Consider the following 26,333-nt stretch of genomic DNA (forward strand, 5'->3'; position numbering starts at 1 on the left):
TCAGCCGTCGAACAGCCTCATGGCATTTCCCCCGCCGATTTGCTCTATCTCCTCACGGCTCAGCCCGGCAGCTTCCAACTCCTGGAAATAGCGCTTCGGTTTGATCAGGGGATAGTCCGTTCCCAGCAGGATTTTATCGAGGCCGGCCATCTCGATGGCCAGGCGGTAAATACGCGGGTCGTAAAGAAAAGGCGATGCCGCCGTGTCGTAGTAAACATTGTGCAGCACCTCCTTGACCTCTTTCTTGAGGACGCTGTAGAAAAAAATCCCTCCGCCCCAGTGGGCCAGCACGATCTTGTTTTCCGGAAAACGCCTGATCAGGTCATAGATCTGCAAAAGCGTATTTTCGGTCTTGCCGGGGTACTGATGCCCCACGGGTTCATTGGTGTGGATCAATACCGGCACATCCCGCTCCAGGCAAAGTTCCATCACCGGCGTCATGCTGTCTACCATGACACACTCGATTCCCGAACGATAAAATGCCAGTTCACCCACGCCACACAGGCCGTTGTCCAGGCAGCGCTCCACCTCGGAAACGGCTGTGCCGTCGCACGGGTCCAGGCAGCAGAATCCCTTGAGCCGTTCGGGGTACTTGGCCGCGGCCGCGATGATGTAGTCGTTGTGCTGTTTCGCGATCTCCGTGTTCTGCCAGGGAAAGCCGAACACGACCGATACGTCCACCCCCTGCTCGTCCATGGTGGCGACGATGTCGTCCGCGCCGACCATGCGGGACTTGGGTGATGCATACAGCAGTTCAAAGGCAGGCTCCCCGGAAAAATAACGTTCCCGGCTTTCCCTGATATGTTTTGGAAACAAATGGGTATGAAAATCGACGACAACCTTTTTCGCATGCATTCTAAAAACCCCCGCCGGTTCGTTCTTTTCGTTGCACCGGCACCGTTTAAATCAACCAGATAGAATCCGTTGAAAAACTGTTTGTTTTAATCATTCTTAAAATTGGAAGCGCTCACCGTAGGGGATATAAACCGTCACTCTTAACAATGCAAACAGTATCGATGATTTTCCGTGCCCGGTTCGTATGCTAATGTCTGACGCAGTGTCTATTGTTGACCTGTCGGCCAATTCGTTATAATCAGTTACATGAAAACGTATGATATATTGTTTCCAATGGAGGTATTATGTATTTTGACAATCCCGGCAAAGAAAATACCGAACAGACGCTGTCGCAGGCCTGCGCCCGCGCCAGGGAACTGGGTCTCAACGAGGTGGTTCTGGCCACGTCAAAAGGGGACACCGCCTATAAAGCCCTCGAGATTTTCAAAGGGTTCTCCATCGTTGCCGTCACCTACCACTGCGGCTTCAGAAAACCCTTCACACCCGTCATGGACCCAGCCGTGCGGGAGGATTTGAAACAAAAAGGCGTCAAGGTGGTGTCCGCCACCCATGCCCTTTCCGGTGTGGAAAGATCCTTTTTCAACAAATTTTCAGGCCCCTATCCGATTCTGATCGTCGCCGACACCCTGCGCCTTTTTGGCCAGGGCACCAAGGTGGCCGTGGAAGTCTCCATCATGGCCGCCGATGCCGGGGCCCTGACCGGAAACGACATCGTCGCCATTGGCGGTACCGGCCGGGGCGCCGATGCGGCCCTGATTCTCAAGCCGGCCCACCAAACGGGCCTGTTCGACCTCCGCATCCGCGAAATCGTCTGCAAGCCCAGAAATTTTTAAAATAATTTTCAATGCCCAAAATACACACCATGCATTAAAGTTTCCTATAAAAAAGGGTCGATCACTTCAATGGTATGATGTCCGAAAATTATTTTTATGAAAGGCATATTGTCCTGGTATCACCGGAGATCCATTGGAACACCGGCAACATCGGCCGCACCTGCCTGGGAGCCGGGGCCACCCTCCACCTGATCGAACCGCTTGGCTTTTCTCTGGACAACAAGCAGGTGAAACGGGCCGGCCTGGACTACTGGAAGCATGTCGATCTCCACACCTGGCCTGCGTTCGATGCGTTCATGGAAGCCGTCACGCCGGGTCCGGAGGAGATTTGCCTCTTCACAAAAAAAGGGTCCCGCCCCTACTGGGACCTACCGCCGTTGGAGCGCCTGTTTCTTGTTTTCGGATCTGAAACCAGGGGATTGCCTTTGGACATTCTGACACGCTTTTCCCAGGCCGATTTCTACATCCCCATGACCGGCGACATCCGTTCGCTCAACCTTTCCACCGCCGTGGGCATCGCTTTGTACGAATCCCTGAAAGGCACACGGGCGACCACAGCTACCCATAATGTAGGCGGCGATGGTGGTTTGTTGTCTGCGACGTGACCGGCAGTGCCTGCCCCGGCAGGTTTCAGGCGGGCGGTAAACCGGAACTGCGTGGCCGCTGCAACCGCTGAAAAAGGCGTTGCGTTTTGCCTTCATCTGCGGTGATAAAAAAATCTCATCCCCTTGTAGCTTTCCGATTTGACACAGGAAAACCTGTGTTTATATTCTTGTTACAAAATAGGTCACATTACTAATAATGTATAAATGGAGGAAGTAATTTTGCGTTTCGACAAATTTACCATCAAATCTCAGGAGCTGATCCAGCAGGCCCAGTCCCTGGCGCAGCAACAGGGCAACCAGCAGATCGAACCCGAACACCTGGTCTGCGCCATGCTGGAAGACAATGAAAGCACGACCAGTGCCGTACTGCGTAAACTCGGGGTGTCGCCGGAAGATGTTCGCAGAGCCATGCTCGCGGCCGTTGACCGGTTGCCTAAAATTTCCGGAGCGGGCGATGTCTATCTTTCCCAAGTCACCAAGCATGTGCTGGAAGGCGCGTCGTCCGAAGCGGCCCGCATGAAGGACGAGTATGTCAGCATCGAACATATTCTGCTGGCGGTCCTTGACGAGAGCGGCAGCCGGGCCAGGGACGTTCTCAAGCGCCAGGGCGTCACCAGGGATGCTATTCTCAAGGTTCTGGTGGACATTCGCGGGTCGCAGCGCATCACCGACCCAAATCCCGAAGACAAATACCAGGCCCTGGAAAAGTTCAGCCGCGACCTGACCGAGCTGGCCCGGCGGGGCAAGCTCGACCCGGTCATCGGACGCGACGACGAAATCCGACGGATCGTGCAGGTGCTGTCCCGCCGCACGAAAAACAATCCCGTCCTGATCGGTGAGCCCGGCGTTGGCAAAACCGCCATCGTCGAAGGCCTGGCCCAGCGCATCGTGGCTGGGGACGTGTCTGAAACCCTGAAGAACAGACGGCTCGCCGCCCTGGACATGGGCGCCCTCATCGCCGGCGCAAAATACCGGGGCGAGTTCGAGGACCGCCTCAAGGCCGTTCTGAAAGAGGTGGAAGAGGCCGAAGGCGACGTGATTCTTTTCATCGACGAACTGCACACCCTGGTGGGAGCCGGCGCCGCCGAGGGCGCCATGGACGCCTCCAACATGCTCAAGCCGGCGTTGGCCCGGGGAACGCTGCGCTGCGTCGGGGCTACGACCCTGAACGAATACCGCAAATATATTGAAAAAGATGCCGCCTTCGAGCGCCGCTTTCAACCCGTGAAGGTGCTGGAGCCCACGGTGGAGGACACGATATCGATTCTCAGAGGCTTGAAGGAAAAATATGAAGTCCACCACGGTGTGCGCATTCAGGATTCCGCGATCGTCGCCGCCGCAGTCCTTTCCCACCGCTATATTTCAGACCGTTTTCTGCCGGACAAGGCCATCGACCTCATTGACGAGTGCGCCTCCAAGCTGCGTATCGAAATCGACAGTCTGCCGGTGGAAATCGATGAGGTTCAGCGCAAAATCACCCAGATGGAAATCGAAAAAGAAGCCCTGAAAAAAGAATCCGACGCCGCTTCCAAAGCGCGCCTGCATAAATTGGACGCACTCCTGGCCGAGATGAAAGAAGACATTCTCCAGATGAAGGCCCACTGGAAAAACGAAAAAGACCTGATTCAGACCATCCGCAGCATCAAGGAAAAACAGGAGCAGCTCGGCATCGAAGCACAGAAAGCTGAACGGGAGGGCGACCTGGCCAGGGTTGCCGAGATCCGTTATGGACAGGCATCGGCCCTCCAGAAGCAGTTGGACGATGCCAACGACAACCTCGCCCGGCTGCAGGAAAACAGCAAGATGCTCAAGGAGGAAGTGGAAGAAGACGAAATTGCCGAAGTGGTGTCGCGGTGGACGGGCATACCGGTCAGCAAAATGATGGAAGGTGAAAAGGAAAAGCTGATCCAGATGGAGGCGCGCCTGGGAGAACGCCTGGTGGGCCAGAGCGAGGCGATTTCCGCCGTGTCCAACGCGGTCCGTCGGGCACGTTCCGGCTTGCAGGACCCGGAACGGCCTATCGGCTCGTTTATTTTCATGGGTCCCACCGGTGTGGGCAAAACCGAGCTGGCCAAGGCGTTGGCCGAGTTCATCTTCGACAGCGAGCAGGCCATTGTGCGCATCGACATGTCGGAATACATGGAAAAGCACGCGGTTTCCCGTCTGATAGGAGCGCCTCCAGGGTACGTGGGGTATGAAGAAGGCGGTTACCTGACCGAAGCCATTCGCCGGAAACCCTATGCCGTGGTGCTTTTTGACGAAATCGAAAAGGCACATCCGGATGTTTTCAACGTGCTGCTGCAGATCCTCGACGACGGGCGTATGACCGACGGCCACGGACGCACGGTGGATTTTAAAAACACGATCATCATCATGACCTCCAATGTCGGCAGCCAGCTGATCCAGGAATATGCCCGTGAAGGGGCTGAAAAGATGGAAGCCGCCGTCAAGGGCGCCCTGCGCGCCAGCTTCAAACCGGAGTTTTTAAACCGTATCGACGAAATCATCATTTTTCATCATCTGACCCCGGATCTGTTGAAGGAGATCGTACGCATCCAGACGCGGGAGCTGGTAGCAAGGCTGGCCGATCGTCACATCGACCTGGTATTGTCGGATCGGGTGGAGGCCTTTTTAGCCGAGAAGGGCTATGATGAGGTATACGGTGCACGCCCCCTGAAACGTGCCATTCAGAAATATATCGAAAACCCGCTGTCCATGGAAATCCTGGAAGGCAATGTACACGAGGGAATGGCTGTCCGGGCCGAAATAGACGGCGGCAGCATCCAATTTTACAGGCAACCGGCGGTTGATTAAAGGAATACTATCAAACGATACATATCGCTTTATACCGGTTCAACAGCATTACAGACATTCAAGTCACCGGCTGCGTTGACTTCGGTCAACATTCTGGAATCTTTAAGCTATCTGTCCCGAAAACATGCAAGACGTAACAGGCGAAACACATATATTTCGTGACGTCTTCCTTGTGTGTTTTCGGGATTTTTCGTGAAAATTGGTTGTAATCTTCCTAAACACGTCATAGTCTATCAGATTCATACGGCTAAACGCTTTTAGCTCATCGCCATGTTAATAGCGTTTGGTGTAAAGTATATTTTGCAGATCGTTTTCATCATTCAATCGCTCGCGGGAGCATTTATTACGAAATGTTGTTTTTCCAAACGCTATAATCATTTAGAAATTTTCATTTTCCCGACCTCGAAAACCATTCTGCCTAAGCCATGGAGTTGGAACCCGGAAAGAGTTGCATCCAAAAGATTTTGAAAATTTCTCGGGGGCGGATTGCATGAAATTGACCGTTAAAGAAAAGCTGAATCGATTCTACGAACAATTCTCCGGTGAAGATCGCGTGCTGATCCTGATCAGTGCGGATCCGGACGCCATTGCCAGCGCCATGGCGGTTAAACGCCTGTTGTGGCGTCGGGTTCAGGCGGTGACCATCTGCAACATCAACACCATCGACAGACCCGACAACATCGCCCTGGTGGAACGCCTGGGGGTGAAGCTGGTCTACAAAGATGACATGGAATGCGACCGATACACCAAAACGATTCTGGTCGATTCCCAACCCGGCCACAATGATTATTTCCAAAAATACCAATTTGATGTGGTCATCGACCACCACCCCGACACCAATTGCCAAGCGACCTTCCGAGATATTCGCCCCAAGTATGGTGCCACCGCCACCATTCTCACCGCTTACCTGCGGGCCGCAAAAATCAAGCCGTCGACAAAACTGGCCACGGCGCTTATCCTGGGCATCAAGACCGACACGAGCAATTTCGAACTGCAAACCATCTTCGAAGATGTGCGCGCCTTTCAATACCTGTTCAGGCATGCCAACAAGCATCTTATTCGCACGATCGAGCAGTCCGACCTCAAACCCGAATACCTGAAATATTATAAAAAAGCCGTCGATATCAAGCGAATGCGAAAAAGTCGGGTCTATGTTTCTCTTGGACCGGTGATCAATCCGGACATCTGCGTGTTGATCGCCGATTTTTTCCTGCGCGTCAATTCCATCAAGTGGAGCATCGTCTGCGGATTTCACCAGCGTAAGATGATCATCATCTTTCGCAACGACGGCATCAGGAAGAATGCCGGCAAAGTTGCAGAAGCAGGGTTCGGCGACTTCGGCTCGGCCGGTGGCCGCAAGAGCATGGCACGTGCGGAGATCCCCTTGTCCGAGTTGAAGCCGAGAGTGGACTACAAGGACGACAAGAAACTAATCCTCTGGATGATCAACCGTGTTGAAAAAAGGGTCAAAACGTCAGACGCGGAGAAAAGCAGTTGAAATACTATCCCGTTTTTTTGGACATACATGACAGAAACTGCCTGGTGGTCGGCGGCGGATCCGTTGGAACACGCAAAGCCCTGTCGCTGGTGGAAAGCGGCGCCAACGTAACGGTGGTCAGCCCGGCGGCAACGGACAAACTGGAATCGATGGCCGGCCAGGGCCGCCTTACCCTGAAAAAGAGAGCCTATCGCTCCTCCGATCTCGAGGGCATGTTCATGGTGTTCGGCGCCACCGACCGGGAGCCATTGAACCGACAAATCAACCGGGATGCCGAAAGCCGGAACCTGATGTGCAACATTGCCGACAGACCGGACGTCTGTAACTTTATCCTTCCCGCCACCGTAAAACGCGGTGATCTCGTCATCGCCATATCAACGTCCGGCGCGAGCCCGGCTTTTGCGAAAAAGCTGCGCCTGGACCTAGAGAAGCAGTTCGGTGAGGAGTATGCAACCTTTTTGAAACTCATGGACGGCATTAGATCGCGGTTGCTCAAAGAAAAGCATGCGCCCGAGGAACACAAACCGGTTTTCAATCAAATCATCCGAAGCGGCATTGTCGATCATTTACGGGAGGGTAAAAAGGAAGCGATTGACAGGCTTCTTCAAGATATCCTCGGAGATGGCTTTACCGTTGACAACCTGATGGGCATTGACCATGAATAGCTGGCTTTTATTAACGATCATTCTCTATTTTTTCAGTACCGCGGGTTATCTGGCATTTCTGTTTCGCCAGAAGGAGCGCCTGAACAAGATAGGCTTCTACCTGTTGCTTGCCGGTTTACTGATGCACACGGTTTCCATTGTGTACGCGTCCATGGCCATTGGCCAACTCCCGGTTAAAAGCCTCGGTGCCACCCTGTCCATTGCCGGCTGGGCGGTTGCCGCTCTTTTCATCCTGTTCCAGCTCAAATACAACCTGAAGATCCTCGGCGTCTATGCGGCTCCGCTCTGCGCTTTGATTACGGCGGCGTCCGCCTTTGTTTCCACGAAACCGGCTCAGGCCGATAGCATTCTAGGCAGTTACTGGATTGTTTTTCATATAATTACCGTTTTTCTGGGCGACGCCGCGTTTGCGCTGGCATGCGGTCTCGGCATCATCTACCTTATCCAGGAACGCTCCATTAAAGACAAACGACACGGCTTTTTCTTCAAACGGCTACCGTCACTGGAATTGATCGACGCCTCGGGCTATACCTGTATCGTCATCGGATTCACCTTGCTGACCGTCGGCCTGTTCAGTGGGTTTATCTACGCGAAAGCGGTTTGGGGCCGGTTCTGGAGCTGGGATCCCAAGGAAGTCTGGTCCGGCGTCACCTGGCTCCTGTATGCCGCCCTTTTGCACGGTCGTGTCAGTCTTGGTTGGCGGGGACGCAAAGCCGCTTTTATGGCCGTCATCGGTTTCATCGTCCTCATGTTCACTTTTTTTGGTGTTAATTTTCTGCTCAAGGGACACCACGGACCTTTTACACAAATGTAGGGTTCGGTGTCTGGTTTTTTGTATTTGGTGTTTGGAAAATGCCGCCGGGTAGCACCGTCGGCAGCGGATATCCTGCAACACACAACATACAAAACACAAAAAAACCAATATGCAAGATATCGTCTTAATCGGATTGAATCACAACACCGCCCCGGTGGAACTCAGGGAATGCATCGCATTTCCGGAAGGGGAAATACAGGTGGCCCTGGCCCGCCTTGCCGATATACCGGTTATCGAGGAAGTTATGCTGATCTCCACCTGCAACCGCATGGAAATATTGTTGATCAGCAAGAATCGACAGGAAGCCGTTCAGAAAAGCAAACAGTTCCTTTCTTGCTTCAAAGCGCTTCCCATCCGGCAGTTCGATGATGCCCTCTATGTCCTGGAGGGGGAAGACGCCGTACGGCATGTTTTCCGGGTCGCATCGAGTCTGGATTCCATGGTCCTGGGGGAGCCTCAAATTTTGGGTCAAATCAAATCCGCCTATCTGGCAGCGACCCAATCCAAAACCTCCGGCGTCATCCTCAACCGGCTGCTGCACCGAACCTTTTTTGTGGCCAAACGCGTTCGCAGCGAAACAGGCATCGGCGACAACGCCGTCTCAATCAGTTATGCCGCCATCGAACTGGGTCGCAAAATATTCGACAGCCTGAAGGATAAAAAGGTCCTGCTGGTCGGCGCCGGAGAGATGGCAGAACTGGCGGTCGACCATCTGATCCGGCACAAGGCCACCGATATTTTCGTCGCCAACCGCACCTTCGAGCGGGGCGTTCATCTGGCGAAGAAATTCAACGGCCGGCCCCTGCGCTTCGAAGAAATACCGGCAATGCTGCGCACGGTGGATATTATCATCAGTTCGACCGGGTCCTCCGATTTCATCATCCGAAGAAAACAGGTCAAGGAGGCCATGAAAAAGCGGCGCAACAGCCCCCTGTTTTTCATAGACATTGCGGTTCCCCGCGATATCGATCCGGAAATTAACCGGCTGGACAATGCGTATGTATACGATATCGACGATCTTAAAGGCGTCATCGAAGAAAATCTGGAAGACCGCAAAAAGGAAGCCGGAAAGGCGGAGCGTATCATCGACGAAGCTGTCATCCGCTTCCGCGAGTGGTACTTAAATTTGGACGTCGTTCCGACCATTGTCGCCCTGCGCGGTAAAATGGAAAGCATCGCCCTAACGGAGCTGGAAAAAACGCTGCAATCGCTCGGCCACCTGACCGATGCGGACCGTGACGCCATGCTGCGCATGACCCAGGCCATGATCAAAAAAATCATGCACCATCCCACGCAGCTATTGAAAAGCGACAGCCCGCACATCAACAAGGCCTCCTATCTCGATTTCGCGAGACGCCTTTTCAAACTGGACGAATAATAAAAGCGTGACCCACGCTTTTATGAAACGCGGCTTCGCCGCTGTTAATTATATTAGGAAACGTAAGAACATTTACCCGGTACGCCGGTCAGTCGAGGGACGATATGGTCCTGGTCGTGAAACTGTCTGATGTTTTTAGGCCATAAATCCAAGTGCCGTTTTTTTGTGTTTTCATGATAAAGCATTATCCGAAAAACGGCAACTGTTCCATTTTTAAAAGGTGATCCATGAAAAAAATTGCATTTCTTTTCCCGGGACAGGGGTCTCAGAAAGTCGGTATGGGGGCTGATTTATACAACGAATACAGTTCGGTAAGAGAACTGTTCGACATGGCGGAGGAAACGGTAAGGCTCGACCTTTCCAAAATCTGTTTCCAGGGTCCCATGGACCGGCTGACCGCCACGATCAACCTTCAACCGGCCCTGACGGTGGTGAACCTGGCGGTTTTGGATATCCTCCTCAAGGCCGGTGTCCACCCCCATATAACCGCCGGACACAGCCTGGGTGAATACAGCGCCCTTTATACAGCCCGGATCGTTTCACAGGAATCCGTCTTCTCGATGGTCATGAAGCGGGGCGAACTGATGCATCGCGAGGCGCAGCGCCATAACGGCGCCATGGCGGCCCTCATCGGGCTGGATGTCGATCAGGTACGAGCTATTCTGCCCGCCGCCCGGGAACATGGTACCGTTTCCATCGCCAACCACAATATGCTGCAGCAAATCGTCATTACCGGAACGCCCCGATCCGTGCAGGCAGCGGCGGAACTCGCCAGCGCACAGGGTGCGCGCGCGGTGCCCCTCAACGTCAGCGGTGCCTGGCACAGCGAGCTGATTAGAGGGGCGCAAGAAGACTTCCGTGAACACGTGGAAGCCATTGCCTTCAACAGCCCCGCCATTCCCCTTATCCACAATGTAACCGCCGATGGTATCGACGATCCTGCAGAGATAAAGGAAACCATGGTTCAACAGCTGTGCAGCCCGGTGCGGTGGTACGACACCATGAACAGATTGATGAAAGAAGCGGTGGAGGTCTTCGTGGAGGCAGGCCCGGGGAAGGTGCTCAGCGGCCTTTTGCGCAAAACCGTACCCAAAAGCTACCCCTGCCGGCTGTACGCTGTAAACGATTTGAAATCATTGGAAATGTTTATAAAAGAGGTGTTATAGATCTTCCGGTTCGACCCATACGATATGTTCTTTATTGATGAAACGGGTTTTTCCCACGACATCCTTGAGGACAACATCCACCATGATGATAAAGGGGACGTCCCGTTGGGTAAAGAGATCCGAAACCCGCTGATCGGGAGAAATGTTGACCTTGCCGTTAAAGGTCGACCCGTCGATCGTTCTTACGGTTATGGACCGGTACTCTGTTTGGTATTCCTTGTTCTGGTCGTTCATATTACCGTTCCTTTTGCATTGTAAAACACCACGGTTATTATCAATATTACCCATCCCTTTCCATACGTCATCCACTATATTCTGGCAATACATATTACTACATTTCCCTGACAGGTCCATTGTTTTATTTTTTGCTTTACAAAGCAAATTTGTTGTGGTAGCGATTATTCTTTTTTAGATCTAAAAATAGATCTTCTGGTCAAGGATATTATTATGAATAAAAAAGATACCGAATACTTCAAGGACTTGCTGACCAACCGCCTGGAAGACCTGTTGAATCAGGCTGACGATACCGTTTCCGGCATGACCACGCCGAAAGAAAACTTTCCCGACCCGACGGATCGCGCCTCACTCGAATCCGATCGGAATTTCATGCTCCGGATACGGGACAGGGAAAGCAAACTGATTAAAAAAATAAAAAAAGCGCTCGCCCGTATCGAAAACGGCACCTTCGGCATTTGCGAAAAGTGTGGTGAAGACATCTCTAAAGAGCGACTGAAAGCCCGTCCGGTCACCACTCAGTGTATTGACTGCAAAACCAAAGAAGAAGCTTTCGAAAAAGCCCTTGGATTATAGCGAACAGGCCGGGATAGACCTTCACATACATTCCACAGCTTCCGATGGTACGTTATCGCCGCCGGAAATTGTGTCGATGGCCGCGGACCTCGGTCTGGGCGCTATTGCCATCACCGACCACGACACCATTGCCGGCTCCCGGGAAGCATTGAATCTCGACATCCCCGATACCCTTCAATTTGTAACCGGTGTTGAAATCAGCGCGACCCCCCTCATAGAGGGGAGCAAAGACAGCAGCTACCACATTTTAGGGTATTTCATCGACCTTGAAGATTCGACCCTGAACAACCTGCTAAAAAAACTCCAGGGTGCCCGCAGCCAAAGAAATCCTAAAATCATAAAAAAACTGAAGGCCCTGGGGTTTGACCTCACCCTCAAAGCGGTGCGGTCGCTTGCCGGAAACGGCCAAGTCGGCAGGCCCCACATTGCCCAGGCCATGCTGAACATGGGATACGTCGCATCCATCGACGACGCCTTCGACACCTATCTGAGCAAGGGAAAACCGGCATATGTGGACAAGTTCCGCATCGATTGCAGTGAAGCAATTCAGACGATCGTCGGTGCCGGCGGCATTCCTGTCCTGGCCCACCCGGGGTTGTTGCAGTTAAACCGTGACGAAGACCTGCATGGCCTGGTTGCGTCCCTTAAGGAGATGGGCCTGGTGGGCCTCGAAGTTCTATATCCCCAACATACCAAAAAACAGGTAGGCGGCTACATGGCCCTGGCCGAAGATCTGGGCCTGCTTATCACCGGCGGCACGGATTTCCACGGCGCTCTGCATCCGAACATCGCCATGGGAAAAGGCGGCGGGTCCCTGTTTGTTCCTTACAGGCTTTATGAAACCATGTGCCGCCGGCATACCGAAATTTCCGCCGGACGCAAGGCGGAGAAGGCCCTGGGATACACGTTTCAAGACCCGGACCTCCTGCTGGAAGCCTTGAGCCACAGTTCCTTCGTCAATGAACATATCGACCCTGACCGACGTGACAATGAACGATTCGAATTTTTAGGAGACGCCGTACTGAATCTGATCGTGGGCGACCTTTTGATGCAGCATGACCCGGCGTTGAGGGAGGGCGACCTCACCCGCATACGCGCCGCTATGGTAAACGAGCAGCAACTGGCCGATTTGGCCAGGTCCATTGCTCTCGGCGATCATATTCTGCTTGGCAGAGGCGAATCCAAAACCGGCGGGAAAAACAAAAGCTCGATCCTGGCGGACACGCTGGAAGCCATCATCGCCTCCATCTATCTGGATGGTGGCTTTCCGTCTGCTTTTCGATTCGTTAAAAAACATTTCGCGCCCCTGATTCAACCGCTGGTCAACACTATCAACGCGCAGGATTATAAAAGCGAACTTCAGGAGTTTGTCCAATCCCGTCACGACCCGGTTCCGGTTTATACCCAGTATGACGCGAGCGGTCCGGATCACGATAAGATTTTCCGCTTTCACCTTGAAGCCTGCAACATTCGCACCAGGGGTATCGGCAAAACCAAAAAAGCGGCCGAGCAGGATGCCGCTAGAATCGCACTCCAAATTCTACGTCGCGGCGCTCGTGAAAAAAAGGCTTGATCGCCAGCAAACCAAACCGTTCATTATCCCGGTGTTCATCCCGCACGCGGGATGCCCCCATCGTTGCGTCTTTTGCAACCAGAAAGCGATCGCCGGTGATGCCGCTGGAACCATTTCGATATCGGCGGTGCAAAAACAGATCCGGCAATATCTGACCTACCGGAAAAAAAAACACCGCCGCGTGCAGATTTCTTTTTATGGCGGCAACTTCCTGGGATTGCCCCGTGAAACCATCCGCTCCCTGCTCGAAGAAGCGTGCGGCTTTATCGCTCCGGGCCAGGCCCAGAGTATCCGCTTTTCCACCCGGCCCGACACCATTTCACCGGAAAAGCTGGAACTGCTCAGCCACTATCCGGTTCGCACCATTGAAATCGGGGTCCAATCCATGGATGACAGGGTGCTTGCCGAGTCGGAACGGGGCCACTCGGCCAAAGACACCGAACATGCCGTGGGTATGCTGAAAGACACGTCTTACGAAATCGGTCTGCAGATGATGGTCGGTCTCCCTAGCGACGACCGCGCGTCCACGTGGGCGACCGCCCGAAAAATTGCCGCCATGGCGCCTGATTTCGTACGTATATACCCTGCGGTAGTGCTTGAAAACAGCCGGCTGGCACAGTGGCATGCCGACGGCAAATTCACGCCCTTGACCACCGAGGAAGCCGTCCAACGCGTTAAAAAAATCTACCGGCTCTTTCAACGTCTTTCGATAGCGGTGGTGCGCATGGGACTGCAGGCTTCAGAGGTGCTGGATGCCGGGAGTGTTCTGGCCGGCCCCTACCACCCGGCCTTCGGCCATCTGGTGCTCTCCAGCATATGGCTGGACAGGGCCTCGGCATTGTTGGCAGGGCAAAAGACGGCTGGCGGCAGCGCCGTGTTCAGGGTTCGCCCGGAAAACATATCCAGGCTAAGGGGCCAGCACAACCACAATATCCAAAAATTGCGGCAGGGATTTCAATTGAAGACCATTGCCGTGATAGCGGATGAAAAAATGGCGGAAGATGCCCTTCGTATCGATATGGAAGATGTAACGTATTGAGATCTGACGGGTCAAAACGTCAAGAAAACAATTCTACAACAAATGGGTGCCCGTTGTCGTTACATGTCCAGCTTGTAGAAATCCGATGCTTCCGTTACGGTGTCCGGTTTTGGGGTGTATTCCGTGGGAACGGTCCCCTCCTTGAAGCATTCGAATATGGTCTTTTTTGATTCGGGTATGGGCAAAAGACCGGTTTCGGCATCGATCTTGGCAAAAACGACCCCTTCGGGAACCGGAAAAACCTTGATCGGCTTATCTTTCAGGATGGTCTTCATAAACCCGAGCCAGATGGGGCTGGCGGCACGCGACCCGGTCTCGGACTTGCCCAGGGAAGCCTCCTCGTCGAAGCCGACCCATACCCCTGTCGTGTAACGGGGCGTATAGCCCATGAACCAGGCGTCGAAAAGGTCGTTGGTCGTTCCGGTCTTGCCGGCCACCGGCCGCTTTAGCGCCTTTACCCGGTGTCCGGTCCCGTGTTGAACAACGCCTTCCAGCAAATTGGTCATGATGTAGGCCGTGCTTTTGTCCAGGACCTTTTCCCGTACCGTGGCCGCCTCCTCCAGCACGTTGCCGTCGCGGTCGACAATTTTGGTTATGAAAACCGGCTGCACCAGGTATCCCTGGTTGGCGAACACCGAATAGGCATTGACCAGTTCAAGCAGGGAAACCCCCGACGATCCCAATGCAATGGAAAGGTTGTCGCTCAGCGGGGATGTGATCCCCAGGCGCCGGGCATAATCGAGGCAATAGTCGATGCCGATGTCCTGCAGAATCTTAATGGTGACCACGTTCCTCGATTTGGCAAGCGCCTCGCGAAACAGGGTCGGCCCGTAAAATTTTTTACCGTAGTTCTTGGGTTTCCAGGTAAAATCCATCTGTTCATCTTTAAAAACAATGGGCGAATCGATAATCATTGTCGCCGGCGTATACCCCTTGTCCAGGGCGGCGGCGTATATGACCGGTTTGAAAGCCGATCCGGGCTGCCGGCGCGACTGCACGGCACGGTTGAACTGGCTTTCATGAAAATCCCGCCCCCCGATCATCACTTTTACGTGGCCGGTTTCTCCCTCTATGCAAAGGAGAGCGGCTTCCACCAATGGCTTCTGCTCCAGCAACAGCTCCCAAAGACCTGATTCTTCATCCTTTTCAACCGCCTTGACGAGAATGACATCCCTGACCTCCAACACCCGGCTCGGGTGTCTGACCTTGACACGATAAAAAGCGACATCGGGGTTCGGTTTTCTGGCCCAGCTCATGGTGTCGACCCTGATCACCCCCTGCTCCCTGCCCAGGCGGACAAGCACTTCACCTTTCTTGTCGTCCACCCTGATGACGACCCCTTCGGTAACCGTCCCGGCTTCCAGCGGGTGCTCCAGCAGCGTGTCTTCCAGTTCCTTGGAAAATGCCTCCAGCTCCTCTTTTTTCAATCGCCTGAGCGGCCCCCGATACCCCTGACGTTGATCGAGGGCATGCAACCCTTTTTCCACTTCGACGCGTGCGGCCTTCTGCATTTCAATGTTCACGGCAGTGTGAACTTGAAGCCCTTCCCGGTACAGCATTTCAGGACCGTACTTTTGCTCGATGTAGCGGCGCACGTGCTCCGTGTAGATGGGGACCTTTTCAATATACCAGTTCCGTCGCGGTTTGATATCCAGTTCCGTATTGATGGCTTCGGTTGCCTGCATATTGGTAATGAAGCCCTCGGCGACCATGCGGTTTAAAACATATATTTGCCGTTGCTTGGCCCGCTCCGGATAATGGAAGGGCGAGTAGCGGCTGGGTGCCTGCGGCAACCCGGCCAATATGGCGCATTCGGCCAGATTCAGATCCTTGACGGCTTTTCCAAAATAATTCTCCGCAGCCGCCTCCACCCCGTAGGCCCCATGCCCCAGATAAATCTGATTCAGATACAGATAGAGAATTTCCGCCTTGGTGAAGGTCTTGTCAATGCGGTAGGCCAGGATCGCCTCCCTTATTTTACGCCGGTAGCTTCTTTCCGGTGTCAGGAGGAAAGATTTGGTTACCTGTTGGGTGATGGTGCTGCCGCCCTGCACAATGGTACCCGCCTCGAGATTTTTTAAAAACGCCCGGACAATGCTGACGATATCGACCCCCTTGTGCTTGTAAAAGCGGGCGTCTTCCGCCGCTATAAACGCCTCTTTCAACATACGCGGGATATCGGACAACGGCACCACAAGGCGGCGCTCCTTGTAAAATTCACCGATCTTGCGGTTGTCGTCGGAATAGATCGCCGTTATGATCGACGGACGATAGGCGGAAAGGGAGGAAATTTTAGGCAGGTCGTCACCCAGGTAACGGTAAACGCCGTAACCGACGGCCGCCAGGCCCAACAGCATCACCAGGGAAAAAACCAGCGTCCAGCGGAACATTCTGAAGAACAACCCCCTGGGTTTTTTTGTCACTTTTTTTCGGGAATTTTTTTCGTTTTTTTTTTCGGACATGGTTCCTGCTTTCGCTTCTGAAAAATGTAAGTGATATTTCTACAATAACAAGAGCTTTTAAACAAGTCTAAAAAATAAATTGACTTAAGAGCATGCTGCGGTTATTGAATCTAGTTTACATAACGACAATCGACTATAATCGTTTTTCAACTGGCAGGTTGTAACCATGATCGAATTAAATTTTGAAAAAACCGGTGGATTGCTCCCGGCTATCGTCCAGGAAGCCGAAACCGGTGACGTCCTGATGCTGGCATACATGAACCGAAAGGCCTGGGAAGCCACGCTGTCAACGGGCAAGGCTACCTTTTTCAGCCGTAGCCGCCAGGAATTATGGGTAAAAGGTCTGACGTCCGGGAATGTCCAGATCGTCAAAGAAATTCGTATAGACTGCGACGACGACACCGTTTTGTTGAAGGTCGAGCAGGTCGGCGGGGCTGCCTGCCACACAGGACACAAGAGTTGTTTTTTCAAGCAGGTCAAAAACGGGGCAGTTACCGTTGTCGGCCGGCCGCTTTTTGACCCCGAGGAGGTCTACAAGTAATGGAAACCCAGTTAAAACTAGGCGTGCCCAAGGGCAGCCTGCAGAGTGCGACCATCGCCCTGTTCAAACGCTCCGGCTGGAAAATCAACGTAAACGGCCGGAGCTATTTTCCTGAAATCGACGACGACTCCATTTCGTGCGCTATATGCCGGGCGCAGGAAATGTCCCGCTACGTGGAAAACGGCACCCTGGAGGCGGGCCTGACCGGAAAAGACTGGATCGCCGAGAACCGGTCCGATGTGCATGTGGTGAGCGACCTGGTTTACTCAAAAGTGAGCGCACGTCCGGCCCGGTGGGTTCTGGCCGTTCCTTATCAGTCCGGCATCAATTCCATCGAGGAACTGCATGGAAAAAAGATCGCCACGGAACTGGTGGCGTATACTCGCAGGTATTTCGAAAAAAAAGGCATTGACGTCAGCGTCGAATTTTCCTGGGGGGCTACGGAGGCCAAGGTGGTTTCCGGTCTCGCCGATGCCATTGTCGAAGTGACGGAAACGGGCAGTACCATCAAGGCTCACGGCTTGCGCATCATCCACGAACTGATGCAGACCAACACCCAGCTTATCGCCAACCACGAAGCCTGGAAACAGCCTGAAAAAAGAGCAAAGATAGAACAAATCGCCCTGCTGCTCAAGGGGGCGCTGCGGGGGGAGAAACTGGTGGGCCTTAAAATGAATGTGCCCGAGGCCAAATTGGAAAAAGTGATCTCCCAACTCCCCAGCTTGAATGCACCGACCATCGCCTCATTGTATCAAACCAACTGGTTTTCCGTGGAAACCGTGGTCAACACCAGCGTTGTCAGGGACCTCATTCCCGAGCTTCTGACGGCCGGTGCCGAGGGAATCATCGAATACCCCCTCAACAAGGTCGTATAAATGGTTGCCAAACGCGCCGCTCAAATAAAGCCTTTTATTGTTATGGATGTCCTCGAGAGAGCCTGCGACCTGGAATGCAGGGGCGAGGACATCGTTCACCTCGAAGTGGGCGAGCCGGATTTCGACACCCCGAATTGCGTCAAAAAAGCGGCTGTCGCCGCCATCGATGAGGGGTTTACCCATTACACCCACAGCCTGGGCCTTCTGGAGCTGCGTGAAGCGATCGGTGAATATTACCACCGGACCTACCGGGTGAAAGTCGAACCGGAGCAGGTTCTGGTGACGTCGGGAACGTCACCGGCGATCTTCATGCTGTTCGCCGCCCTGCTGGAAGCCGGCGACGAGGTCATCCTTTCGAATCCGCACTACGCCTGTTACCCCAATTTCATTCGCTTCGTACAGGGCGAACCCGTCATGGTGCCGGTATTCGAAGAGGACGGTTTTCAATATCGGCCGCAAGCGATCGAAAAAAAGATCTCACCCAGAACAAAGGCGATATTCATCAATTCGCCTTCCAACCCAACGGGCAATTTGTTGTCGGAAAAACGCATGCGGGCGATCGCGGCACTCGGGCCCTATATCGTATCCGACGAAATTTACCATGGGCTGGTATATGAAGGGCAGGCCCATTCCATCCTCGAATATACCGACAGGGCGTTCGTACTCAATGGGTTTTCAAAGCTTTTTGCCATGACCGGGCTCCGCCTGGGCTACGTGATCGCGCCGCCCGAGTTTATTCGCCCGATCCAGAAAATTCACCAGAACTTTTTTATTTCCGCCAACGCCATGGTGCAAAAAGCGGGTATCGCCGCCTTGAGAGAGGCCGGCCAAGATGTCCGGCGCATGCAGGCAACCTACGACAAACGACGACGATTCATGATTCAGCGGCTTAAGGAGTTGGGGTTCGGCATAACGGTCGAGCCGACCGGGGCCTTCTATGTTTTCGCCAACGCGCGACATATAGGCGACGACTCCTACGCCCTCGCTTTCGAGATACTTGAAAAAGCCCGTGTCGGCGTTGCCCCCGGGATCGATTTTGGATCCTGCGGTGAAGGATATCTGCGCTTTTCCTATGCCAATTCTCTGGAAAACATTGCCGAGGGCATGCGGCGTCTGGAAAACTATATCGACAAGAAAAAATAGAATCACGAAGCCGTGCAATTAAAAAGCACGCAATGAATGCTCTTTTTCGTGTTTTCGACCGTTCGTTATTTCGTGATGAAAGATCGCATATTACCCGTGTTTACACACATCACATCAGCCGAATTCGTCACCAGCGCCGTCAAACCGTCCCAGTACCCGCCGCCGGAATTTCCGGAAATTGCATTCTCCGGAAGGTCCAATGTGGGAAAATCATCCTTGATCAATGCCCTGGTCAACCGCCGCAACTTGGTAAAAACCAGCCGCACGCCGGGCCGCACGCAGTTGATTAATTTTTTTCTGATCGAGGGGGCCCTTTCCTTGGTGGATCTGCCGGGATACGGGTATGCCAGGGTACCGGCCGCCGTGAAAAAAAAATGGGGGCCCATGATCGAAACCTATCTGTCCACCCGCAGCTCACTGAAGGGAGTCGTTCTGATCATGGATATTCGCCGCACGCCCGGGACGGAGGAGTTGAACTTTATCGACTGGCTGGATAGAGAGCACCTTGCATCTCTTCTGGTTGTTACAAAAGCCGACAAGCTTTCGAAAGCGCAGCAGAACAATCAACGGCGGGTGATCGCCCAAACCGTTCGAAGGCGCACGGAAGACCTGATCCTGTTTTCCGCAAAAACCAAGCAGGGAAAAGCAAGCGTCTGGCAGGCCATTCAAAGAATCGCCGCGGGTGACAAAAATGGCTGACGAGGACTTCAAATCAGGATTCGTCGCCATACTGGGCGCACCCAACGTTGGGAAATCCACCCTTCTCAACCGGCTGCTTGGTCGAAAAATTTCCATTACTTCTAAAAAACCGCAGACCACCCGCAACCGCATTCTGGGTATCCTGCACCGCGAGAAGTCCCAGCTCGTGTTTCTCGACACGCCCGGTGTGCACCGGGCCAAACAACCGCTGAACGTCCGCATCGTCGACGTGGCGTTGTCCGTGCTGGAAGACGTGGACCTGATCCTGCTGGTAGCCGACGCAACGGCCCCTAATCCCGAGTCCGAAGGCATTTTGATCAAGGCTGTGAAAAACACCCGGACAACGGTGATACTGGCCCTCAACAAAATCGACCTGTTGAAAAAAAGCGCCCTGCTTTCACAAATAGACCACTGGCGGAAAGCCTACCCTTTCGAAGCGGTCATTCCCATATCAGCCAAACAGGGAACCCAAGTGGAGGCCTTGACAGCAGCCATGGAAGAGGGACTGCCTCCCGGCCCGCCGCTGTTCCCGGAAGATGCCCTCACGGACATGCCGGAACGGTTTATCGCCGCGGAACTGATTCGGGAAAAAGCCTTCCGCCTGACCGGTCAGGAAATTCCGTATGCCGTGGCCGTGACCGTGGACCGGTTCATCGAAAAAAAAGGGGGGGGCCTGATTGCCATCGACGCCACCATCCACGTTGAACGCAATTCGCAGAAAGGCATTTTGATCGGCAAAAAAGGCAGTAAACTCAAACAGATCGGAGAAGATGCCCGCAAGGAGATCGAACGCATGGTGGGCACCAGGGTTTTTCTGAAGCTTTTCGTCAGGGTTCAGAAGAATTGGAGCAGGGACACCAAGGCACTGCGACGCTTCGGCTACTAGATTGGTTGTCAAAAAAATACGGACCTATAACCAATAACAAGGTAAAAGCCTGCCTGCCGGGGCGATATTATTTCTCGGCGATCGTCGTGCCTTATTTTGGGTTATAGACCCGAAAAAATATCCGCTTCGAACGCACGGCTGCCCAAAAGCCCTGAAGCCGCCTATTGCCGGTAGGTGCCCTTACGCCGCAACGTTTCCGAATTTTCGCTGATGTAGGTATCTTCCACCAGATCGAGAGACAGCTTGTTCCTGATAAGGGACTTCAGGTAGTCCAGGTGCGGGCACGGCAACGCATGGTAATTGTCCTTGGTGATACATGAAGCCAGGTGGACGACGATCTCCTTTTTGGACACCTTTTCCACCTTTTTCAACATTCGAACAAGATCGCTGAGCTTGCGGTGCACCGCCCGGCCGCAGCACCCGCCGCACGTCACGTAGAGGGTGCGGTACGGCTTTTCCGGCGCGTAGGAGGCAAAACCGCCCGTGCGGTTATTGAAAGCGTGTTCACATAAAAACCCGGAACACCGTTCCATGACGATGTCGCATTGAACTACCACGATATAGCTTTTTTCCTGCATGCTTTTCCTTAACTTCTATCTTCTATTGATTGACAGCCGATGTTCACTGATTATTTATTATGTATCAATATTTGCCGGGATTGTGTAGTTTTTTTCAGAAAAAGAACAATTTATCCGACAATTACACGCCCATAAAACAGGGTGCCGGCAGACCGAAAAATCCACAACTTTTTATAATAATTGATTTTTTCATGTTGCCACTATCAATGGCATTATAATTGCAGATATGTGTCGCATGGTTTCATAAAGACACCGTGACAAAAATAAGGATCGATCAAGATATGAAGAACTTTTTACAACACCACGTGATTATTCCCGCGCTGGTTGCAGGCATCATCGCCCTGCCCGCAGCCGTCACCGTTCATCAGAACTACCCGTTGGACAAAGGACGCCTTGCGATGGCCAGCGCGGTGATGAGTTCCAAGATTGCCGATGCATACCTTCCGCACCCATCGAAAAAACCAACGGTCGCAGTCGACCGGCGGCCGGAAAGCAAACCGAAGCAGCCCTTTGAACGGATTATCAACCAGGCCGCCACCACCCACAAAGTGGATCCTGCCCTGATAAAAGCCATTATCATGGCGGAATCCAGATACAACCCCAGGGCGGTATCGAAACGCGGCGCGATAGGGTTGATGCAGCTGATGCCGGTGACCGCGAAATGGCTGGGCGTGGAGGACAGCTTCGACCCGGAAGAGAACATCAACGGCGGCGTTATGTACTTTCGAAAACTGCTGGACCGCTTCGATGGCGACATCAAGCTTGCCCTGGCTGCCTACAATGCCGGCAGCCGCTATGTGCGCAAGTACGGCGGTGTTCCGCCGTTCCGGCAGACCCAGACCTATATTTTCAAGGTTTTCAAATACCAGCGGCAGTTTAGGCAGGAAAGCACAAAAGCCGATAAAATGGCCTAGTATACTGAAAGCAAACCAATTTTCAGATTATCGAGGGCCGTCGAGTCTCTTGAAGCGGGTAGAAATCATTCCGGTGATGAGAACGTGCGGCTCAATTCGTTCAAGGATTCGCCGGCTATGCGAAAAACCGTCCACGCGTCCATGGGTACCGCCTTCAGCGACTTGTAAAAATCGATGGCCGGTGTGTTCCAGTCCAGCACCCACCACTCCAGGCGACCGCACCCCCTCTTTATGGCCAGGTGTCCCAGATAGGCAAGCAGGCACTTTCCCAGCCCCTTGCCCCGGTAGGCGGGTTTGACAAAGAGGTCTTCAAGGTAGATGCCCGGCCGCCCCAAAAAAGTGGAAAAATTATGAAAGAAAAGCGCGAAGGCTACCGGATCACCCCCGTATTCTCCTATCAGCACCTCCGCTGTGCGCCGTTCTCCGAAAAGATTTTCTCTAAGCAAGCCTTCCGTGGCCACCACTTCGTGTGACAGGTGTTCATATTCCGCCAGCTCACGGACAAAGGTTAAAATCAGCGCCGCATCGTCTGGTTCTGCCTCGCGAATGATAAAATTCTCGATCGTTGTCGCTACCACCGATTGTCACCGTAACACGCGTTCATAGGCCCTCCCACCCGGCCTTATCCAGGTCCACCCGCCCCTGTTCATCGAAGTGAACCCCTTCCGCCTCAAGAAGAAGCCGCTGCATCATATCCCTTTCACCGTTGGCGCGGATGCTGATCATGCCCCGGCTGTTGATGACCCTGTGCCAGGGGATATCCCTTCCTTCGGGGGTGGCGGCCATGGCAAAGCCCACCATTCTGGGCGTACAGCGATCGATGTAGCCGGCAATCTGTCCGTAGGTCGCCACTTGTCCAGCCGGAATCAGGCCTACCAGTTCATAGACACGCTCGTAGCGACTGTCGCCATGCGGCGGAAAATTTTTCGGTGTTGGGGGCGGCATCAGCCGTCGCCGCCCTTTTCCGGATCAGTCGGTTCAAAACGGGAAAGGGGCACATTTTTGCGGACCCGGTCGTGAGGAAAGATCCGGCCGTTCATGGCAATGTAAATCCCGGGTGCAAGGGTCTGGACCGCGGCAATGGCACAGCCGATATTGAAAACAGCATCACTGTCTTTAAACAGGGCCGGCTCCAGGGCGCCCGTCAATACCACGGTCTTGCCTTTTATATCCGCCAGGCTTCGTGCGGTTGCAACCATGGTGTCCGTACCGTGGGTGATGACGATCTTATCAGCCGGCTCATGAGCTACGGCAGCGTGGATGATGTCTCTGTCTTGCGACGTCAGGTCCAAACTGTCCTTGCGCATTACTGACTGGACGGCGTACTCGAAGCCCAGGTTCAAACTATCCAACACCGTGAGAATGTTCGGCGGACCCACCTGGTAATCGCTTTTGGCATCGAAATACACCTTGTCAATCGTCCCACCGGCTGCCAGAAATTTAATAAACACAAGCACCTCCCGCCATACCTTCGCTACGGGATTTTTATTTTATAAAGGTGCCTTCCCGGAATTCCCTGAAGGCCGTCTCCAGTTCCGCCTGGGTATTCATGACAATGGGGCCGCGCCAGGCCACCGGCTCTTTCAGCGGCTTTCCTGAAACCAGAATAAAGCGCAGCCCCTCCTCTCCGGCATCCGCCTCCACATGGTCTCCGTCGTCGAACAGCACCAGGGTTTCCTCATGAACGCGCACCGCTTCGTCACCGCTGAAAAAAGCGCTGCCTTGGATCACATACACAAACAGCGTATGACCCGGTTCGACCGGATGCCGGTATTTCTTCCCGGCCGGTATGTAAATGTCCAGGTATTGCGGTTCGATGACGATGTCCTGCACGGGGCCTGTGACGTCATTGACCTCACCACAGATGATCTTTACCCGGACCCCGCCATCCAGCTTGACTTCCGGGATGTCCGCCGCCTTGATGTCCCTGTACCGTGGGGCCATCATTTTTTGAGAAGCGGGCAGGTTGGCCCATAGCTGAAACCCCCACATCAACCCGCGCGCGTTGCCCTGGGGCATTTCCTGATGAACCACGCCACTGCCGGCCGTCATCCACTGGATGTCTCCCGAACCGATAACACCCCGGTTGCCCATGCTGTCACCATGTTCGATATCCCCGTGGAGCACATAGGTGATGGTCTCGATGCCGCGATGGGGATGCCAGGGAAACCCCTTGATATAGTGCTCAGGGTTGTCGGAATGGAAATCATCCAACAAAAGGAAAGGGTCCAGCGCCGGCGCTTCGCTGAAACCAAAGGCCCGTTTGAGATGAACCCCGGCGCCTTCGATGGTGGGTTTGCTTCTAAAGGTCGTTTTTATGTTTCTTACCCTGTCCACGTAACACCTCCGGTTTACGGGCAGGAGCCGCCCGGATTATTTCCGGGTCCTGCCTGAAATGATGGAAAACGGTAGACGACGCCCACGAAACGACGTAACCGCGCGATGGGACTGCCAGGGAAACGGCCGGCAACCACGCGGTCAACAAAGGCCGGTCAGCCAATATTGTAAAACGCCGACGCATTTTCCCCCAGGATTTTAGATAGCGCTTCCGGCGCCAGTGAATGCGCCATGAGCTTTTTCAACTCCCGATCCCAGGCATAGGGAATATTGGGAAAATCCGTTCCATACATGATCCGGTCCGTGCGCAATTCAGCCAGGCGGATCTCCCGGTCCAGAGGAAAAAAGTCTCCAAGGGCCATGGTCGTATCCAGCCACAGCGTGTCGTATGTCTCTATCAGCCGGCCATAGGCGTCGAACTCGTTCATCCCCAGGTGGGGCACACAGATTTTCAGCTCCGGAAATGTTTTCAATATCGCTTCAAGTTTGGCGGCGCTGCACAACTGATAGGGGTCACAATTATAGGCCGGGCTTACCGGTTCGCGGCCGGCATGAATCACCATGGGTTTACCCTCCCGGGCGCAAATATCACAGACGGCATACAGCTCCCTGCTGCCCATGTCGAAGCACTGTACATGCGTGTGCAGCTTCACCCCCGACAAGCCCATGTCGAACGCTTCCACCAGTACGGCCTCGCTATCCGGTTCGCCGGGAAAAACCGTGGCCATCCCGGTCACCTGGCCGGAAAAACGCCGGCACAAACCTGCCATGTAGCGGTTCAACTCTACGGCGATGCCCCCTTTGTGCGCATACTGCAGGGCCACCACGTGGGCAACCCCCCGCGACAACAGGTATTGGATCAGGTCCTCGGACTCCATCTGGTAACGGATGGGCCAGGCATGTTCCCCGAACCATCCCCACACGGCTTCGAAAAGGGTTTTTGGAAAAACGTGCACATGGGCATCCACGATGGCGGGAGCACCGCCAGGGACCCTTTCACCTTCAGCATCTTCCATGGCGGAAAGCGTATGCATCGACCAGGAATTAGTCGGCATGGCCTGCCTTTCCGGTAAGATACCGATGAATCCAGGCGGCAATCACGTTTCCCACATAACCGACATCCCGCTCATCCATCAGCAGGTGGTCGGCCTTGTCGAGGGACACGAAGGTCTTGGGATGGCGGGCCGCCTGAAAAATCATGGCGGCATTCTCGATGCCCACGGTGTCATCCATTGGGGCATGAAAAATGATCAGCGCCCGGTTCAGGTTCTCTATAGCCGCCGCCATGCGGCTGCGGCTCAAATCGTCAAGAAACTGCTTCTTGATCTTGAATGGACGCCCCCCTAAGTCCACCACCGCCTCGCCCTTTGCTTGAATCTCTTCCATACGGTCTTTCAAGTGCCGTATCACGTGCCCCGGATCCGCCGGCGTTCCGATGGTGGCCACGACTTTTGCCGACGGAATGTCGGCGGCCGCCTGCAGCATTGCCGCTCCGCCCAGGGAGTGTCCGATGAGAACATCCGGCGCCCGGAATTCGGATGCCATAAATGCGCTGGCGGCCACCAAGTCCTCGACATTGGAGGAAAAATTGGTTTCCGAAAAATCCCCTTCGCTCTCACCGAGGCCGGTAAAATCGAAGCGCATGACCCCGACGCCCTCCTGTTTTAACGCCCGGCCAAGATAAGCGGCCGATTTTAGGTTTTTCGTACACGTAAAACAGTGGGCAAAGAGCGCGTACGCAACCGGTGCCGATGCTTCCGGCAGGTCTAAATAGCCGGCAAGCCTGTGGTTGCTGCTGCCCGTGAAATGAACTCTTTTTGACGTCATGTTATTTTCCCGCTTGCCGGC

The 26,333-nt window shown here is 53.8% G+C and carries 27 protein-coding genes; 17 read left to right on the plus strand and 10 right to left on the minus strand.

Going from position 1 to position 26,333, the window contains the following annotated elements:
* Entirely contained in the window at window positions 1-855 is an 855-nt protein-coding gene (locus LJE94_06105) for an amidohydrolase family protein (protein MCG6909683.1), read from the minus strand.
* Between the two features lie 284 nt (window positions 856-1,139).
* Between LJE94_06105 and LJE94_06110 the strand changes: the two genes are divergently transcribed.
* From LJE94_06110 to fabD, 8 genes are all read left to right on the plus strand, one after another.
* Window positions 1,140-1,688 carry a hypothetical protein gene (locus tag LJE94_06110; GenBank protein MCG6909684.1) on the plus strand — a complete coding sequence of 183 codons (549 nt, stop codon included), beginning with the start codon at window positions 1,140-1,142 and terminating at the stop codon, window positions 1,686-1,688.
* A 74-nt stretch (window positions 1,689-1,762) separates the two neighbouring features.
* Window positions 1,763-2,293 carry a tRNA (cytidine(34)-2'-O)-methyltransferase gene (locus tag LJE94_06115; protein MCG6909685.1) on the plus strand — a complete coding sequence of 177 codons (531 nt, stop codon included), beginning with the start codon at window positions 1,763-1,765 and terminating at the stop codon, window positions 2,291-2,293.
* Window positions 2,294-2,512: 219 nt separating this feature from the next.
* On the plus strand, window positions 2,513-5,107 hold the full coding sequence (clpB, locus tag LJE94_06120) for an ATP-dependent chaperone ClpB (GenBank protein MCG6909686.1): 2,595 nt from the start codon (window positions 2,513-2,515) through the stop codon (window positions 5,105-5,107).
* A gap of 490 nt (window positions 5,108-5,597) precedes the next feature.
* Entirely contained in the window at window positions 5,598-6,605 is a 1,008-nt protein-coding gene (locus LJE94_06125; protein ID MCG6909687.1) for a DHH family phosphoesterase, read from the plus strand.
* Window positions 6,602-7,270, plus strand: coding sequence for a bifunctional precorrin-2 dehydrogenase/sirohydrochlorin ferrochelatase (locus LJE94_06130; GenBank protein ID MCG6909688.1), 669 nt, complete (start codon window positions 6,602-6,604; stop codon window positions 7,268-7,270). Before LJE94_06125 ends, LJE94_06130 begins: the two co-directional genes overlap by 4 nt.
* On the plus strand, window positions 7,263-8,084 hold the full coding sequence (gene ccsB, locus LJE94_06135) for a c-type cytochrome biogenesis protein CcsB (GenBank protein ID MCG6909689.1): 822 nt from the start codon (window positions 7,263-7,265) through the stop codon (window positions 8,082-8,084). Before LJE94_06130 ends, ccsB begins: the two co-directional genes overlap by 8 nt.
* A 109-nt stretch (window positions 8,085-8,193) precedes the next feature.
* A complete protein-coding gene (gene hemA / locus LJE94_06140; GenBank protein MCG6909690.1) occupies window positions 8,194-9,462 on the plus strand; it encodes a glutamyl-tRNA reductase in 1,269 nt (422 codons plus the stop codon).
* 227 nt (window positions 9,463-9,689) lie between these two features.
* Complete coding sequence (fabD, locus tag LJE94_06145; GenBank protein ID MCG6909691.1) at window positions 9,690-10,628, plus strand: ACP S-malonyltransferase; 939 nt, start codon at window positions 9,690-9,692, stop codon at window positions 10,626-10,628.
* On the opposite strand, the gene LJE94_06150 is transcribed toward fabD, so the two are convergent.
* Window positions 10,623-10,862 carry a hypothetical protein gene (locus LJE94_06150; GenBank protein ID MCG6909692.1) on the minus strand — a complete coding sequence of 80 codons (240 nt, stop codon included), beginning with the start codon at window positions 10,860-10,862 and terminating at the stop codon, window positions 10,623-10,625. The two genes, fabD and LJE94_06150, sit on opposite strands and share 6 nt — an antisense overlap.
* 213 nt (window positions 10,863-11,075) lie before the next feature.
* Here LJE94_06150 and dksA point away from each other — a divergent pair, with 213 nt between their 5' ends.
* From dksA to LJE94_06165, 3 genes are read left to right on the plus strand one after another with little or no spacing between them, the layout of a single operon-like run.
* Window positions 11,076-11,438, plus strand: a complete 363-nt coding sequence (dksA, locus tag LJE94_06155) for an RNA polymerase-binding protein DksA (GenBank protein MCG6909693.1) — start codon at window positions 11,076-11,078, stop codon at window positions 11,436-11,438.
* Window positions 11,428-13,011, plus strand: coding sequence for a ribonuclease III (rnc, locus tag LJE94_06160; GenBank protein MCG6909694.1), 1,584 nt, complete (start codon window positions 11,428-11,430; stop codon window positions 13,009-13,011). The genes dksA and rnc overlap by 11 nt, the downstream gene beginning before the upstream one ends.
* Window positions 12,995-14,050: a radical SAM protein gene (locus LJE94_06165; GenBank protein MCG6909695.1), complete on the plus strand. Its 1,056-nt coding sequence runs from the start codon at window positions 12,995-12,997 to the stop codon at window positions 14,048-14,050. Before rnc ends, LJE94_06165 begins: the two co-directional genes overlap by 17 nt.
* 59 nt (window positions 14,051-14,109) lie before the next feature.
* Here the strand turns inward: LJE94_06165 and LJE94_06170 are convergent, their stop codons facing one another.
* Window positions 14,110-16,512: a PBP1A family penicillin-binding protein gene (locus tag LJE94_06170; GenBank protein MCG6909696.1), complete on the minus strand. Its 2,403-nt coding sequence runs from the start codon at window positions 16,510-16,512 to the stop codon at window positions 14,110-14,112.
* Between the two features lie 166 nt (window positions 16,513-16,678).
* On the opposite strand from LJE94_06170, the gene hisI reads away from it, so the two are divergent.
* From hisI to era, 5 genes are all read left to right on the plus strand, one after another.
* Entirely contained in the window at window positions 16,679-17,053 is a 375-nt protein-coding gene (hisI, locus tag LJE94_06175) for a phosphoribosyl-AMP cyclohydrolase (GenBank protein ID MCG6909697.1), read from the plus strand.
* Complete coding sequence (gene hisG / locus LJE94_06180; protein MCG6909698.1) at window positions 17,053-17,928, plus strand: ATP phosphoribosyltransferase; 876 nt, start codon at window positions 17,053-17,055, stop codon at window positions 17,926-17,928. Before hisI ends, hisG begins: the two co-directional genes overlap by 1 nt.
* Window positions 17,929-19,071: a pyridoxal phosphate-dependent aminotransferase gene (locus tag LJE94_06185; GenBank protein ID MCG6909699.1), complete on the plus strand. Its 1,143-nt coding sequence runs from the start codon at window positions 17,929-17,931 to the stop codon at window positions 19,069-19,071.
* 96 nt (window positions 19,072-19,167) lie between these two features.
* Entirely contained in the window at window positions 19,168-19,770 is a 603-nt protein-coding gene (yihA, locus tag LJE94_06190) for a ribosome biogenesis GTP-binding protein YihA/YsxC (protein MCG6909700.1), read from the plus strand.
* Window positions 19,763-20,656, plus strand: a complete 894-nt coding sequence (era, locus tag LJE94_06195; protein ID MCG6909701.1) for a GTPase Era — start codon at window positions 19,763-19,765, stop codon at window positions 20,654-20,656. The genes yihA and era overlap by 8 nt, the downstream gene beginning before the upstream one ends.
* 161 nt (window positions 20,657-20,817) lie before the next feature.
* Here era and LJE94_06200 read toward each other — a convergent pair whose 3' ends face one another.
* On the minus strand, window positions 20,818-21,234 hold the full coding sequence (locus tag LJE94_06200; protein MCG6909702.1) for a CGGC domain-containing protein: 417 nt from the start codon (window positions 21,232-21,234) through the stop codon (window positions 20,818-20,820).
* A 281-nt stretch (window positions 21,235-21,515) separates the two neighbouring features.
* Here LJE94_06200 and LJE94_06205 point away from each other — a divergent pair, with 281 nt between their 5' ends.
* Window positions 21,516-22,148 carry a lytic transglycosylase domain-containing protein gene (locus LJE94_06205; GenBank protein ID MCG6909703.1) on the plus strand — a complete coding sequence of 211 codons (633 nt, stop codon included), beginning with the start codon at window positions 21,516-21,518 and terminating at the stop codon, window positions 22,146-22,148.
* A gap of 65 nt (window positions 22,149-22,213) precedes the next feature.
* Here LJE94_06205 and LJE94_06210 read toward each other — a convergent pair whose 3' ends face one another.
* The 6 genes from LJE94_06210 to LJE94_06235 form a co-directional block, all read right to left on the minus strand.
* Window positions 22,214-22,726, minus strand: a complete 513-nt coding sequence (locus LJE94_06210) for a GNAT family N-acetyltransferase (GenBank protein ID MCG6909704.1) — start codon at window positions 22,724-22,726, stop codon at window positions 22,214-22,216.
* A 22-nt stretch (window positions 22,727-22,748) separates the two neighbouring features.
* The gene (locus LJE94_06215) at window positions 22,749-23,093 is read right to left on the minus strand and encodes an MGMT family protein (GenBank protein MCG6909705.1); all 345 of its coding nucleotides are present in this window, start codon (window positions 23,091-23,093) and stop codon (window positions 22,749-22,751) included.
* Window positions 23,093-23,599, minus strand: coding sequence for an asparaginase domain-containing protein (locus LJE94_06220; protein ID MCG6909706.1), 507 nt, complete (start codon window positions 23,597-23,599; stop codon window positions 23,093-23,095). The genes LJE94_06215 and LJE94_06220 overlap by 1 nt, the downstream gene beginning before the upstream one ends.
* Before the next feature lie 34 nt (window positions 23,600-23,633).
* On the minus strand, window positions 23,634-24,485 hold the full coding sequence (locus LJE94_06225; GenBank protein MCG6909707.1) for a pirin family protein: 852 nt from the start codon (window positions 24,483-24,485) through the stop codon (window positions 23,634-23,636).
* A gap of 155 nt (window positions 24,486-24,640) precedes the next feature.
* A complete protein-coding gene (locus LJE94_06230) occupies window positions 24,641-25,540 on the minus strand; it encodes an amidohydrolase (GenBank protein MCG6909708.1) in 900 nt (299 codons plus the stop codon).
* A complete protein-coding gene (locus LJE94_06235; protein ID MCG6909709.1) occupies window positions 25,530-26,312 on the minus strand; it encodes an alpha/beta hydrolase in 783 nt (260 codons plus the stop codon). The genes LJE94_06230 and LJE94_06235 overlap by 11 nt, the downstream gene beginning before the upstream one ends.
* Window positions 26,313-26,333: the final 21 nt, after the last annotated feature.

The sequence above is a fragment of the Deltaproteobacteria bacterium genome (genome assembly GCA_022340465.1).
In the GTDB taxonomy this organism is placed as follows: Bacteria; Desulfobacterota; Desulfobacteria; order Desulfobacterales; family B30-G6; genus JAJDNW01.

Coding starts and splice junctions, on each gene's coding strand:
- era (MCG6909701.1), top strand. CDS start 19,763: ATGGCTGACGAGGACTTCAAATCAGGATTCGTCGCCATACTGGGCGCA.
- LJE94_06215 (MCG6909705.1), bottom strand. CDS start 23,093: ATGCCGCCCCCAACACCGAAAAATTTTCCGCCGCATGGCGACAGTCGC.
- LJE94_06125 (MCG6909687.1), top strand. CDS start 5,598: ATGAAATTGACCGTTAAAGAAAAGCTGAATCGATTCTACGAACAATTC.
- LJE94_06115 (MCG6909685.1), top strand. CDS start 1,763: ATGATGTCCGAAAATTATTTTTATGAAAGGCATATTGTCCTGGTATCA.
- LJE94_06170 (MCG6909696.1), bottom strand. CDS start 16,512: ATGTCCGAAAAAAAAAACGAAAAAAATTCCCGAAAAAAAGTGACAAAA.
- LJE94_06235 (MCG6909709.1), bottom strand. CDS start 26,312: ATGACGTCAAAAAGAGTTCATTTCACGGGCAGCAGCAACCACAGGCTT.
- LJE94_06200 (MCG6909702.1), bottom strand. CDS start 21,234: ATGCAGGAAAAAAGCTATATCGTGGTAGTTCAATGCGACATCGTCATG.
- hemA (MCG6909690.1), top strand. CDS start 8,194: ATGCAAGATATCGTCTTAATCGGATTGAATCACAACACCGCCCCGGTG.
- fabD (MCG6909691.1), top strand. CDS start 9,690: ATGAAAAAAATTGCATTTCTTTTCCCGGGACAGGGGTCTCAGAAAGTC.
- LJE94_06205 (MCG6909703.1), top strand. CDS start 21,516: ATGAAGAACTTTTTACAACACCACGTGATTATTCCCGCGCTGGTTGCA.
- LJE94_06110 (MCG6909684.1), top strand. CDS start 1,140: ATGTATTTTGACAATCCCGGCAAAGAAAATACCGAACAGACGCTGTCG.
- dksA (MCG6909693.1), top strand. CDS start 11,076: ATGAATAAAAAAGATACCGAATACTTCAAGGACTTGCTGACCAACCGC.
- ccsB (MCG6909689.1), top strand. CDS start 7,263: ATGAATAGCTGGCTTTTATTAACGATCATTCTCTATTTTTTCAGTACC.
- LJE94_06105 (MCG6909683.1), bottom strand. CDS start 855: ATGCATGCGAAAAAGGTTGTCGTCGATTTTCATACCCATTTGTTTCCA.
- hisG (MCG6909698.1), top strand. CDS start 17,053: ATGGAAACCCAGTTAAAACTAGGCGTGCCCAAGGGCAGCCTGCAGAGT.
- LJE94_06230 (MCG6909708.1), bottom strand. CDS start 25,540: ATGCCGACTAATTCCTGGTCGATGCATACGCTTTCCGCCATGGAAGAT.
- LJE94_06185 (MCG6909699.1), top strand. CDS start 17,929: ATGGTTGCCAAACGCGCCGCTCAAATAAAGCCTTTTATTGTTATGGAT.
- LJE94_06150 (MCG6909692.1), bottom strand. CDS start 10,862: ATGAACGACCAGAACAAGGAATACCAAACAGAGTACCGGTCCATAACC.
- hisI (MCG6909697.1), top strand. CDS start 16,679: ATGATCGAATTAAATTTTGAAAAAACCGGTGGATTGCTCCCGGCTATC.